Annotated in this window: 7 protein-coding genes; 3 read left to right on the top strand and 4 right to left on the bottom strand. The window is 65.3% G+C overall.

The window, feature by feature from the left end; genetic code table 11:
• Positions 1 to 78 precede the first annotated feature (78 nt).
• A complete protein-coding gene (locus U9J33_RS24535; protein WP_324699508.1) occupies positions 79 to 804 on the top strand; it encodes an SDR family NAD(P)-dependent oxidoreductase in 726 nt (241 codons plus the stop codon).
• Here U9J33_RS24535 and U9J33_RS24540 read toward each other — a convergent pair.
• On the bottom strand, positions 753 to 2,024 hold the full coding sequence (locus tag U9J33_RS24540) for an MFS transporter (RefSeq protein WP_324699509.1): 1,272 nt from the start codon (positions 2,022 to 2,024) through the stop codon (positions 753 to 755). The two genes, U9J33_RS24535 and U9J33_RS24540, sit on opposite strands and share 52 nt — an antisense overlap.
• Positions 2,025 to 2,259: 235 nt before the next feature.
• On the opposite strand from U9J33_RS24540, the gene U9J33_RS24545 reads away from it, so the two are divergent.
• Positions 2,260 to 3,564 (top strand): lipase family protein, encoded by a 1,305-nt coding sequence (locus U9J33_RS24545; RefSeq protein ID WP_324699510.1) that lies wholly within the window; start codon positions 2,260 to 2,262, stop codon positions 3,562 to 3,564.
• Between the two features lie 151 nt (positions 3,565 to 3,715).
• On the opposite strand, the gene U9J33_RS24550 is transcribed toward U9J33_RS24545, so the two are convergent.
• Positions 3,716 to 6,076 carry a TonB-dependent receptor gene (locus U9J33_RS24550; protein WP_292635891.1) on the bottom strand — a complete coding sequence of 787 codons (2,361 nt, stop codon included), beginning with the start codon at positions 6,074 to 6,076 and terminating at the stop codon, positions 3,716 to 3,718.
• Positions 6,077 to 6,433: 357 nt separating this feature from the next.
• Here U9J33_RS24550 and U9J33_RS24555 point away from each other — a divergent pair, with 357 nt between their 5' ends.
• Positions 6,434 to 7,924 (top strand): amidohydrolase family protein, encoded by a 1,491-nt coding sequence (locus U9J33_RS24555; RefSeq protein ID WP_324699511.1) that lies wholly within the window; start codon positions 6,434 to 6,436, stop codon positions 7,922 to 7,924.
• Between the two features lie 78 nt (positions 7,925 to 8,002).
• Here the strand turns inward: U9J33_RS24555 and U9J33_RS24560 are convergent, their stop codons facing one another.
• Entirely contained in the window at positions 8,003 to 10,153 is a 2,151-nt protein-coding gene (locus U9J33_RS24560) for a hypothetical protein (RefSeq protein ID WP_324699512.1), read from the bottom strand.
• Positions 10,154 to 10,231: 78 nt separating this feature from the next.
• Positions 10,232 to 12,844: a TonB-dependent receptor plug domain-containing protein gene (locus tag U9J33_RS24565; protein WP_324699513.1), complete on the bottom strand. Its 2,613-nt coding sequence runs from the start codon at positions 12,842 to 12,844 to the stop codon at positions 10,232 to 10,234.
• Between the last annotated feature and the right edge of the window lie 206 nt (positions 12,845 to 13,050).

Below are 13,050 nucleotides of genomic sequence, written 5' to 3' on the forward strand. Positions count from 1 at the left end.
GCCGATCCGGCCATGGGCGGAATGAAAGCGCTCGTGCTTCGCTGCGCTTTTGCGGCAATGGAAAGGGCGAAAGCAATCATGGCAGGCATATTGGTAATCGGCGGGGCGAACGGACTGGGCGGAGAAATCGCGGCGGCCTTCGCAGAGGGAGGAGACCGCGTGCTGCTGGTGGACGAGTGTGCGGTTCCGGCGGGGATCGCGCCGGGCGTGGATTTCCTGAGGCTCGACCTTGCCGCCGCCGATACCGGCGCGCGGGCTGCGGCGGAGGCTGCGGGGCTTTTCGCGGGGATAGACAGTGTCGTCATCGCGGCGGCGGCCATGGAAAGCGCTCCGATCGCGCAGTGGACCGTCGCCATGTGGAACCAGGCCGCCGCCATCAACTTGCGGCTGCCGTTCCTGGTGACGCAGGCGGCCCAGCCCTGGCTTGCGCAGTCCGGCAACGCCAGCGTGACGATCGTTTCATCGACCGCGACGATGCGCGGGCAACCCTTCACTCATGCCTATCAGGCGACCAAGGCCGGTGTGGCGGGACTGGTGCGCAGCCTTGCCGCCGAACTCGGGCCGGAGGGGATCAGGGTGAACGCGGTGCTGGCGGGGTGGCTCGATACGCCGCTCACACGGGCCTATTGGGACGGCGTGGAGGATGCAGCGGCGCAGCGCGCGCAAGTGGACGGACGCATTCCGCTGCGCCGCCACGGGACGGCAGGCGAGGCTGCCGCGCTCGTGCGGTTCCTGGCATCCGGCGCGGCGAGTTACCTGACCGGGGCGATGCTTCCGGTGGACGGAGGCGATACCGCGGTGTGATCTGCCGCATGCGGCTGCGCCGCTTTTGCACTTGTTCTCGCACCCACCGTCGGAAGCGCGGCGAGGCAGGCGATTAGCCCGATCACGGCGATGGCGACGTAAGCGCTCCAGTGTGTGAGCGAGAAGTAGATCGTCGGCGTCAGGAACGAGGCGATCGAGACGAACTGGTTTACCAATCCCGCCACGCTGCCGCCCCCGATATCCTTGGTGGAAAGTGCGGGCATCGTCGCCATGCACACGCCGGTCGCGGCGCCGTAAGTGAAGAGCCAGGCCATGAGCCCGGCTATCGCCAGAACCAGCGGGCTGGTCGGCAGGAACAGCGCGGTCTGCGCCAGGATGCCGATGACCACCACGATGGCGAGCAGGCGCCGGGGCGGGAAATCGCGGGTGAGCAGCGCGCCGGTAACGGTTCCGCCCAGCAGGACGGCCGCGATCTTGGCGACGGCGACGATGCTTGCCGATGCGGCAAGCGAAACCCCGTGGACCTTGGCGATGTAGGTCGCCGCGGCAAGGCTGGTGCCGTAGGAGATCATCGCGGGCATCGCCATGGCAAGGCCGAGCATCAGGATTGCGGGATGGCGCAGCCCGGCGAACAGGCTCGTCAGTTTCTCCCGCGCGCTGGCGCCCCTTGCGCGAATCAGCGCGACATGGGGCAGCGCGAACGATCCGGCGGTGCAAAGCGCCATGAAGGCGCCGTGGAGCAGGATCGCCCAGCGCCACGCCTCGCCGGCGGTGAATGGCGCCGCGATCAGCAGGCCGAGCGAGAAGCCGGTCGGCGCGTAAGTGGACCAGAGCGTCATCGCCCTGGTTCGTGCCGTGCCTTCCAGCGCGCCGATCAGCATGGCGGCGCCGCCGTTGAGAATGCCCAGATAACCGATCCCCGCCAGCAGCACGCCGAAGTTGAGCAGCCAGATGTCGTGGGCCAGCCACACTATCGCATCGGCCAGCACGAATACGGGCGATGTCAGCAGCAGGACGAGGCGAGGGCCGAGGCGGTCCACCACGCCGCCGCCGATGGTGGCGACGATCGCTGCCGGAAGCGAGAAGAGTGCTATCGTCAGGCCGATCGCCGAGGCCGGGGCGTGCAGCGATGCCGTGATCCGCAGCGCCAGCGGCGAGAGGATGCCGACGAGAGCCATGCTGCCCAGCCCGATGGCGTAGACGAGGGCTACGGTCGTCCAGTTCCCTCGCGGTCCGGTGCTTGCCATCGACACTGCCATTGCGACCATCTCCTTGTTCGCCTCGGAGGATAGGCCGGGGTCATGATCGGACAAGGCGGGTTCGGAATCTGCACCGAGGCGTATACTTTTCGGTGAAGCGGTCCGCGGCCGATCCGGCGGGGCGTTGCCGCAGATGCAATGGGGCGATGCGGGAACGGCGTCCGCATGGCCGGTGGAAAGGGCGTAGGCTCGCGGCAGCATCAGCTCGCGATCAGAAGGAGCGAACGATCTCGACATGAAGAACAGGCCCCACATGAAGACCCGCCTTTCGCATATGGCCCTGCTGGCGGCGGTTTCGCTGGCGGCGGGCGTTCCGCTGACCGCACAGGCACAGGCAGGATCGGCCGACCTCGGCCATATCGACGGCGACGGCGGCGTGACCGATTTCTACCGCTGGGACGGAACCATCGGCGCGCCGGGCCGGATGCTGCGGCAGGAAGCCCTGCCTGCCGAACGCACCCAGCCCGAGGCCGGCAAGGCGATGCGGGTGCTCTACAGCTCGACAAGCGGTGTAGGGCAAGGGGCCGTCGCGGTTTCCGGCATGCTGTTCCTGCCCAAGGGCAAGCCGCCGAAGGGTGGCTGGCCTATCGTCACCTGGGCGCATGGCACGACTGGTTTTGCCGATGTCTGCGCGCCTTCGTGGACCGGCACTTCGGAGCGCGACAAGGAGTATCTCGAAAAGTGGCTCGCGGCCGGTTTCGCGGTTGTCGCCAGCGATTACGAGGGGCTGGGAACCAAGGGCGTCCACCCGTACCTGATCTGGCGTTCGGAGGGACGCTCGGTGCTCGATGCGGCACGGGCGGCGCTGGGCGCATATCCCGCCGCGCTGTCCAATCGTGTACTGGTCGTCGGCCAGTCTCAGGGATCGGGCGCGGCGCTGGGGGCGACCTATCTGGCGAAGAGCTATGCGCCGCAGCTCCACATGCTGGGCACCGTGGCGACCGGACTGGTCATGACTTTCGATACCCCGCACACGGCCGACTACGTTGCCAAGTCCAATACTCTCACCGATCCGCACTACATGCCTCCCGGTTTCGCCATGCTGCGGATCGCGGGGATCGACCGGGCGCTCCATCCCGATCTGGACCCGGCCGATTTCGTGAAGCCCGCCGGCCGCCCGCTGCTGCGGACATCGCGCAAGGCCTGCCTGCACGATCTCTTCGCGCAGGCCGACAAGGAGGGGCTGACCGGGCAGCAGGTCTTCGTCGAGAATATCGATCCGATAGACGGGACGATGAGCGCCAACTTCGATTTCCCCGATGGCCGAATGCCCGGCCCGATCTTTGCCGGTACGGGCCTTGCGGACGACATGGCGGGGACGCAGGGACAGTACAACGCCGTCAAGGCGATGTGCGCGGCGGGCAGCAACATCCAGTGGCATACTTATCCCGGCGAGGATCACGGCAGCGCGGTGAATGCTTCGGCGCGCGATTCGATCCCCTTCGCGCGGGCCCTGCTGGCGGGAAAGGTGCCGCAATCCAATTGCGCGTCCATCACCCCGCCCGGTCCGGTCCAGAAGAAGGCCGCCACCAGCAGCTGATCCGAACGCCCTTTCCGCAAGAACGAAGGCCCCTGCCATTGGCGGGGGCCTTTTATTTTGGGCGCCGCCGCACAGAGCGGCTGCACGAACGAGAACGGCGGGAGCATCTCTGCCCCCGCCGCCCTGTGCGACCCTTTCGGGATAGCTGGCCTCAGTAGCGGTACTGCAGGGTCATGCCGACCGTGCGGGGACGATAGCTCTGGTTGTAGTAGAGCGACGAGCCGATCGAGTCGTGACCGCGCGAGAGAACGTCGCTCGAATTGAGGAGGTTCTCGACGAAGACCGAAAGGTCCACGCCGCTGAACCGGGCACCGGCGCGGGCCGAGAGGTAATTGCGGGCATCCAGTTCGGTCAGGCCGGAATCGTAGCCATAGGCGCCGGAAACCGAGGTCTGGTAGGTATGGCTGGCGAAGGTGAAGTCGCTGCGCAGATAGGCATCGACGCCCTGGCCCACTTCACGCTCGTAAGTGCCGTAGAGGTGGCCGGTCCACGAAGGGCCGCCGATGTGCTGGCCGTCGGCCTTCAGCATCAGGCCGTTGCCGCCGAATACGTCATGATCATAGGTCAGATCGACATAAGCCACGTTGCCGCCCAGCGTCAGCCCCTCGACCGGCTTTACGTCGAGCGAAAGCTCCCCGCCCTTGCCGGTGGCATTGCCCAGGTTGTAGATGAACGAGAACGAACAGGTCGGCAGGCGTACGGACTGCTGGATGTTCTTCCACTTCATCAGGTAGACGCTGGCGCCGAAGTTCACCTTGCCGCCGAAGAGGGAGTTCTTCGTGCCGGCTTCGTAGGACCACAGCGAGTCCGAGGTATAGGCGGTGGGGCTTTCGGTCAGGCCCAGCGTGGCAAGGTCGCCGGTGCACAGGTCGCTCAGGATCCTGGCCTGTGCGCCGCCGGGGCGGAAGCCCTTGGTCGCCGAGGCATAGACCATGTTGTTCGGCGCGATCTTGTACGAGATGCCGAACTTCGGCGTCCAGGCGCCTTCCTTCATGTTGGCGGTGGTGACGGTGCGGACGTTGCCGGTGGTGGTGCCGTCGCCGACGTTCACGAAGTCGAAGGCGACGTGGCTGTAGCGGATGGCGGCGGTGAGGGTCAGGTTCTCCATCGGCTTCACGTCGACGCTGCCGTAACCGGCGATCTGCTCATCCTTGGCATGGACGAGATTCACGTAGCTGAAGCGGCCGTCGTATTGCTGATAGCCGTTGATGAGCGTGCCGGGGATGCGCCCGGAGCCGGTGTAGTTGCTGAAGTCCTGCTTGGTGTGCGCGTAATAGACACCGGCGGTCCAGTCGATCAGCTTGTTGTCGTAGGACTGGAGCCGCGCTTCCTGGACGAAGTTCTTTTGCTTCATCGTCAGGTAGTCGTTGGTGTTGTCGAGATCCTTGTTGGAATAGACCCCGAACGGATTGCCCGTGCGCAGCACCGAGAAATAGGTGGCGTAGTTGAGCGTCTGTTCCTGCTTGCGGGCGAAGTACGAGGTGTTGGAGATCAGCTCGATGTTCGGCGCGATGTTCCAGTCCACCTTGAGCGAGGGGAGGTAGAACGTGTCATTGCTCGGTTCGAGGGAATAGACGCCGGTGTGGTAGTCGTTGTCCTTGGCCAGCCCGTAGCCTTCCCAGTAGTCGTCACGGGCATTGGCCTCGACGTGCTGGTAGTAGAAGCTCGGGGTGATGGTCAGGGTGTCGGTGGGCTTCCAGCCGAGCGATGCGCGGATGACGGTGGAGTTGCCCGAGTTCACGTCCTTCTTGATGACGGTGTCGGTGCCCTGTGCGACCTGGTCGATATAGCCGCCCGAATACTGGTACCAGCCGCTCACGCGGAAGGCGAGGTTGTCTGTGATCGGGGCGCCGAAGGCGAGGCCGGCTTCGTAGCTAGGCGCGCCTTCCTCGGTGAAGGACACTTGCGAGCGGCTGTAGATGCTCAACTTGTCGTAGTTCGGGCCAGGGGTGATGAAGCGCACCGCGCCGCCTTCGGCACTGGCGCCGAACAGCGTGCCCTGCGGTCCGTAGAGCACTTCCACGCGGTCGAGATCGAAGACCTTGGGATAGGGGTTGCCCCCGTAGTAGCCGACGTTGCGAATCTGGATCGGGGTATCGTCGATATAGATCGCGGTGGTGGCCGAACCCACGTCCGAGGCCATGCCGCGGATCGAGATGTTGCTGCCGTTATTGGCGGAAACGCCAGAGGACGGCGCGAAGTTCAGGGCAGGGGTCATTCGCGACAGGTCGTCGATGCTGCGGATGCCCTGCTGGTCCATCAGTCGCTTGTCATAGGTCGCGACCGAGATCGGCACTTCGTTGATGCTCTGCTCACGGCGCAGCGCGGTGACGACGATAGCCCCGGAATCGGAGTCGGAGCCGGTTGCCGAACGCGCGGCCTCGGCAGCTTCCTCAGCCAGCGCGGCCTGTGCCCCGCCAGCCAGCGCGATGGCGGCGCAGGACGCTGCAAGCAGCCTCAGCCGCGACGTGTGACGGGTAGTGAGCCCATTGGGATTGTTGATACGGGACATGACGCGAAACCCCTTTTCTGGTCGGAACTCTCGAATTCCCTTTCGACCCTCTCTCGCGCCACGCTTGGTCGTTTCTGTGCTCACGTGGTCCTCCACTGTCGGTTTGCCGGGTTCCCGAAGATGGTCCCGGCCTTTTGCTTGGCCGGGCTGTCCGGCACGCCGCGCCATGAAGGCAAAAATTTCCGGGCTGGACCATTGCAACTAACGAACCGACCTGTTGCCAAATCCGTGCGTTCGTCTTCCGTGTTGTCGCAAACCGAAGTCCGGACATACATTTTGGCAACGCGCAGGGTATCTCGTCCTGCCTATGGAAGATCCCATGGCTCACATCTGGAACTGCCTTTCGGGAATGCCCACATGACCGGCGAGACGTCGTCCCGCCTGCTTCGTGCCGGACGCGTGATCGCGAGCGCCGACGGCAAGGTCCTGGGGCCAACCGAGATTGAGATCGGCGCGGACGGCCGCATCGCGGCCATGCGCGCCATCCCGCCGCAGAGCCTGACGCCGGAGGAAGCCGGCGCTCTGATGATGCCAAGCCTTGCGAACGGGCACGACCATGGACGCGGGCTGAGGACGCTGGCGTTCGGCGCGGCTGACCAGTCGCTGGAAACCTGGTTGCCCGATCTTGCGCGGCAGCCGCGTGTCGACCCCTGGCTGAACGCGGCGGTGGCGCTGGGAAGGCTTGCGCAGGGCGGGGTGGGCGCCGTCAATCACTGCCACAACACGCAGGACGGCCGGGCCCTGTTGGAGGAGGCCGAAGCCGTCTCCCGCGCAGCGCGGGACGTGGGCATACGGGTGGCCTTCGGATGGCCGTTCTTCGACCGCAATCCTTGCGTTTACGGCGACCTTGCGCGGCTGGCCGGATTTCTTCCGGACGAACGCCGGCGCGCCGTGCTTGCCGCCGGGGCGGGGATGCGGGACCTGCAAACCAACCTTGCCCTGTTCGAGAAGGCAAAAGCGCTGGAGCACGAACATTTCGTGCTGCAATACCACCCGGTTGCGCCGCAATGGACCCGCCCGGAAACGCTTGCCGCGATTGCCCGCGCTTCCGCCGCGGACGGGCGCCGCATTCACATGCATCTGCTGGAAACCGAACTGCAGCGCGAATGGGCCAAGGCGCATCATCCCGGCGGGTTCCTCGCATGGCTGGACGGGCTGGGGCTCCTGAGCGATCGGCTTACCGTGGCCCATGCGGTCTGGCTCGAACCCGAAGACATCGCGCTCCTTGCCGAACGGGGGGTGACGGTCTCGATCAACATGTCCTCCAACTTGCGGCTGCGGTCGGGGGTGCCCGATCTCGCAGCGCTGCTCGATGCCGGCGTGCGCGTGGCATTCGGGCTGGACGGAATGGCGCTGGACGACGACGAGGACATGCTTCGCGAGCTTCGCCTCGCCTGGCACGTCCACGCGCGGACCTCTTCCTGCGGGCGCGGGCTCGACCCGAGCGCGGTTCTGCATGGAGCTCTGGAGGCGGGGCGCAAGTCGGTGCTGGGCAGCACGGAAGGTGCGGCCATCGCGGTGGGCGCCCCTGCCGATATCCTCGTGCTCGATTTCGCGGCGCTATCCGCGGACAACATCCTGCCCGAACCCGATACGATCTCTCTCGTCATCGGCAGGGCCCAGTCCCGGCATGTTCGATGCCTGCTGGTGGGAGGGCGCCGGATTGTCGAGAACGGGGCCTGTGTCGGTGTCGATCTCCCGGAGCTGGAACGCAGATTGACCGCGTCGGCGCGAGCGTCGCTTGCGGCATCTCCGCCGGACCTTGCGGCCATTGCGGAGATGCAGGGAGCAGTGGCGGCGTTCTACGGCTGCGGATGCCACCGGTCAGGCGGCCAAGACCCGATCTGACCGGGACTATCACGATACCCGGCGGCAGTACCTGCGCGTTCCCCGCCAAACCTTACGGGAACGCGCAGGTGCTGCCGACTATTTGACGACCACGCGGACCCGGCCGAGATTCTGGATGCGGCCGAATGCCGTCTCGCGGTCTCCCTCACGTTGGGAAATGCCGCGCAGGGCCGGGAAGTAAGTGCCCGGTTTGTCGAACTTGTGCGTGATGGTGACGGTGGCCGTCCTGAGGCCGGCTTTCACCGGAGACTGGACCGCGAAAGTGCCGGTTCCTTCGAAATCCCACTCCGCCGCGATGACGGTGCCGGTTCCGGGCGGAACCTCGATCGTGCCCCGGAAGGTCACGGTCTGTCCGGCGGCAATGTCCGCGCGCTCGCCGCCATTCGCCTTTAGAACGATGACCGGCTGGATGCCGCGGCGTGCGGCGGCCGTGGGCGGGACGATGATCTGCCCGTCGTCATAGCGGTAGCTGGTGGAGGCGGGCGGCGCGATGCCCTTTTCGACCCACAGCGCCACGTCGCGCAGGGCCTGGTTGAGCACAGGCACATAACTGACGGTATGGATCGCGTCCTCCTGCGTGTCGCTGTCGCCATGAAGGGCGTGGTCGGTGAACCACAGCCGGAAATGGTCGTCCGCCTTCGCGCCGAAGTGCTTGTCCACCCGCGCGCGGTACCAGTCGGCCGACCAGGGATAGGCTTCCCGGTCCCACAGGGATTCGACCAGGATCATCTTGCCCTCGAAATTGCCCTCGGGGACCGACCCTGCCGTCGCCTTGGTGAACAGCGGCCCGAGCAGCATCGGCCGCTGGGGATAGATCGGTTTGCCGTCGGCCCCGCGGAACTGGTCCCACACCTTGAATTCGGCTTCGGGCACCTGGTGGCGATGATAGGTTTGCGCGGCGAGGAAGTTGCTGTTGTCCACCTGGACTTCGTCGCCCGGTGCCAGCTTTGCGGCCACGGCGGGGTCGACGATACCGAAGACGGCAGTGTCCCCGTCGATGCGGCTCAGCGTCAGCCGCGCCCCTTTCGCGGCGCCCGACAGGACGATGAGGTCGCCGCCAAGGAACTGGACGGCCGGCGGCGGAGAGGACAGGCGAATGGCGACGACATATTGGGCCTCCTTGCCCTGCATCGCGGCATAGCTGTCATCGACGTTGCCGGTGGTCTTGCCGTTGGTCACGCTGGTTTCGAGCTTCTGCCGTTTTGCATCCGCGCCGGTGACAAGGGCGGCGATCGCCGCCTTGTGCTGCAGGCGATAGCCGGTGAAGCTTTCGGGATGATCGAAGCCGTAATAGCCCGGTTTGGTCCAGAAGTCCGTGAAATAGCCCGGATCCGCCATGACGACGCCGCCGTAAAGCGCGGCAAAGCCGTGGATGCCCATGGTCTTCCAACCGAACCAGGACTGAAGCGGAAAGCCCATGCGCGTCACTTCGCGCAAGGCGGCTGCCTGCTCGGCGTTCAGCCCGGCATAGGGATCGCCGCTGCCACCGGGCTCCATGGCATCCACGATCTGCGGGAACTTGCCTTCCAGCAGGCGCATGGCATGCATTCGCACGGTGAAGCTGTTGGGGATCGCCATGCTGGAACCGAGCACATGCGGGACCGCGCCGTCCCAGACGCCGCGCGTGTTCTCCATCGATCCCACGGTGCGATAGGCGCCCCCGCTGCCGCCATAGGCATAGCCGTAAGGCCGTTTGCCGCCGTACATCTGGAGCGCCACGACGCGCGAATACTGGGCCGCCGCCGCATTGGCACGGTAGGCGCCGATGGTGGGGTCCTTTGAACCGAACCCCGCCACAGCCGGTCCGCCGCCGTTGGTTTCCACGAAGTATCCGCCGCTGGAGATCGAGAAGGAGATCTTGTCATTGGCGGGCGAAGTGGGTTGCTGGGCCAGGTTCTCGTTGTCGGGCGCGGGGGTGAAGTGCTGGAAGAACCGCCCCTGATATTGCCCTTTCGGCGGGAAGTAGAAGGAGAAGCGCGTGTCGGTCCCCTTGAAGCCGCCATGGACGTAGCGATGGCGGACCGGTGCGTCCCGCCATTCGTCGATATCGATATAGGGCTGCGCGAAGACCGGATCGGGGATCGGCGCGCTTGCGGGCGTGGTTTCGGTACCGGCGGGCGATCCCTGTGCCATCGTCCCTCCTGCCATTCCCCCTGCGAGCAGGGTCGAGGTCAGGGCAAGCCTGACGAATTTGCCGGTGATGCCGCTATTCTTGCGCGCGCGTTTCATGCCGCAGGTTCCGTATGCTCGTGAGGAAAGGGTGCCGCCGCCGCCCCGGAGAGCGGGCGGCGACGGGGAGACGGCCGATCAGAACTTCTTGCTGATGCCGAACTGGAACACGCGGCCGATGCTGGTGACGGCGTAGCCGTCCAGCGAGTTCAGCGAACCGTTGTAGACCGGCGGGTCCTTGTCGAAGAGGTTGTCCACGTTGAAGGTCAGCGACAGGTCCTTCATCGCGCCGCTGCCCTTGAAATCGTATTGGGCGAACATGTTGATGGTGTCGAAAGCCTTGACCTTAGACTGGTTGAGGTTCGATGCCAGCGGCGCGACGTTCCAGCCGCCGAGGTGGCGCCAGGTGGCCTGTGCGCGCAAGTTGCCGAATGCGGCGCCGAGCGTGGTGGACAGGATGAAGCGGGTCTGCGCCTTCACCGTATCGACGAAGCCCGCACCGGCGACGGCCTGCTCCTTGCGGTTCAGCACGTAGTTGCCGTTGATCTGCGTATAGACCGAGCCGAAGCCGGTCGGCTGGTCGTAGGCGAGCGAGAAGTCCAGGCCGTCGGTATTGACCGCGGCGAGGTTGGTGCGCCTGCCATCCGCAATCGAATAGACCTGTCCGGGAACCACGGTGTAGGGCGAAACCGCCGCGAGCCCGTCCGGCACTTGCGACGCCAGCGCGTTCACCTGCGCGATCGTCGGGTTCATGACGTAGTTGTTGGTGAACAGGCTGTAGAAGGTGGACGGGTTGAACACCGGCGGAATGTCGATCAGGTCCTTGAACCGGATGTTGTAGTAATTGAGCGTGGCGAGGAACCCCGGCAATGAAGGGGGTGCGATGTCGAAGCCGAGCGACCAGGTCGTGGCCTTCTGCGGCTTCAGGTCGTTGCCGCCGCCGCCGAGGAAGATCTGTGCCTGCCCGGGCTGGGGGGCGACATTCGGATTGGCGAACAGGATGAACGGGAAGGCGAAGATCGTGGCCGGGGCGGCGTCGGCGCCGTCCGCAAGGCTGGGTGCCTGGAAGGACTTGCCCCAGGTGCCGCGCAGCTTCAGGCCGTCGAACGGCTCGTAAGTCACGCCGAACTTCGGATTGAAGGTGCCGCCGAAGTCGCTGTAGTGATCGTAGCGGCCCGATGCCGACAGGCTCAGCGAATAGAAGCCTCCTGTGCGGTTTTGCTGACCGAAGACGGGCACCTGTACTTCGCCGAAAAGCGCGGCGATGCGGCGGCTTGCGGTGTTGAAGGGCATATCGTCCACCGCGCTGGCGCTGACGGTGCCGTCGATCCGGGACTGATACTTCTCATAGCTGTATTCACCGCCCGCCGCGATCTTCACGTCCCCGCCGGGCAGATGCGCCAGGCTGCCGTCGACGACAACGCGCGTGTTCAGCATCTCGTTCTTGCCCAGACCATAGTCGAGGAAATTCGAGATCAGCGGCAGGACGGCGGCATTGGCCGGGTTCGACAGGTTGTAGGGATCGAAGTTGCCGGTGAGGACGAGCGTGGAGAGGGTGCCGTCGTCGATCTTCTCGTTGGCGACTTCTGACCGGCCGCGGCCGTAGTTCCCCAGCCAGCGCAGTTGCCAGCCGCTGCCGAGATCGGCGGTGAGGGTGGGGGTGACGCCCCAGGTCTCAAGCCTGGTGCTCTGCCGGGTATGCTCGCCCAGCAGCGAGGAGAAGTCCATCGAAACGGACTGGGCCTGGAAGCTGTTGGCATCGCCGGTGTTGCGATAATAGGGGTTGAACACAGTGCCGGGAACGAATGGATTGATCGGCGCGATGGTGGCCGTTGCGGTAACGGGGCCACCGTCGCCCTTGTTCACGCGGTTCATGTAGAATGCGCGCACGTCGAAGGTGACCGGGCCGCCGTCATCGAACGAAAGGCCGGTGAATACCGAGTGGCGTCGTTCGCTGGGATAGAAGGTGCGGTTGTCGCTGACGTCGCAGCGGTTGCCGGAACCGGCTGTCAGCCCCGGCAGCGCATAGACCGTGGATCCGATAGAGACGTTGCCGGCCCCGCAGGTCAGGTCGAACGGCAGGCCGGAGGTATAGTCCAGCCGGCGAACGTAATCTCGGTCCCGGCCATAGAGCGAATCGTGCCAAGCGTAGTTGTAGCTTGCATAGACGGACAGCGCGTCCCAGGTCTTGCCGACCGTGACGTCGGCATTGACCGACTGATAGTCGTCCGCAACGCCGTAGCGTCCCCTGGCTTCGATGCCGTCGAAACGCTTGCGCGTGATGAAGTTTATGACGCCGCCGACAGCATCCGCCCCGTAGATCGAGGAGCCGCCGTCGAGCACGATCTCCACGCGCTCGATCGCGCCGGGCGCGATGGCGTCGGGATCGGGAACGGTCTGGCGAACGCCCATGCCGGGAAGGCGGTGTCCATCGACCAGCACCAGCGTTGACGAACCGCCGCCGGATGCTCCCGGCAGGTTGCGCAGGTTCGGGCGGTTGATGGTGATCTGGCTCGAACTCACGGCCGACACGATGGGCGCGGCATTGAACGACGCGGTTTGCGGCACGCTGGCAAGCAGCTGCGCGGTGGAATTGGCGCCCACGGCGGTGATCGCCTGGGCATTGAGCGAAACCGTTTCCGAACCTGCCGGCGCGACGCCGCGCAGCAGGGTGCCGGTAACGATGATTTCCTGGATTTCCTTATCGCTCAGCGGCGGCGGGCTTTCCTGATCAGGAACGGCCTGCGCCATCGCGGCGATCGGTGTGAGTGCAATTATCGAGACGCCGAACAGCGCACACTGACGGACGGATCCGCAAGTCCTTTTCATACCCTCTCCCCTGTGCGGCACCTGCGGATTTTTCCGGGTTGCCGGTCTTGTTTTCCGCCGCTTCTGCTGTTGGCTATGAGGCTGTCGCAAGCGCCGGAGCACTAGGATTGGCAGATTCGCGGTCGCTT

This window comes from Novosphingobium sp. RL4 (assembly GCF_035658495.1).
Taxonomy (GTDB): Bacteria; Pseudomonadota; Alphaproteobacteria; order Sphingomonadales; family Sphingomonadaceae; genus Novosphingobium.

Coding starts and splice junctions, on each gene's coding strand:
- U9J33_RS24535 (WP_324699508.1), top strand. CDS start 79: ATGGCAGGCATATTGGTAATCGGCGGGGCGAACGGACTGGGCGGAGAA.
- U9J33_RS24540 (WP_324699509.1), bottom strand. CDS start 2,024: ATGGCAGTGTCGATGGCAAGCACCGGACCGCGAGGGAACTGGACGACC.
- U9J33_RS24545 (WP_324699510.1), top strand. CDS start 2,260: ATGAAGAACAGGCCCCACATGAAGACCCGCCTTTCGCATATGGCCCTG.
- U9J33_RS24550 (WP_292635891.1), bottom strand. CDS start 6,076: ATGTCCCGTATCAACAATCCCAATGGGCTCACTACCCGTCACACGTCG.
- U9J33_RS24555 (WP_324699511.1), top strand. CDS start 6,434: ATGACCGGCGAGACGTCGTCCCGCCTGCTTCGTGCCGGACGCGTGATC.
- U9J33_RS24560 (WP_324699512.1), bottom strand. CDS start 10,153: ATGAAACGCGCGCGCAAGAATAGCGGCATCACCGGCAAATTCGTCAGG.
- U9J33_RS24565 (WP_324699513.1), bottom strand. CDS start 12,844: ATGGCGCAGGCCGTTCCTGATCAGGAAAGCCCGCCGCCGCTGAGCGAT.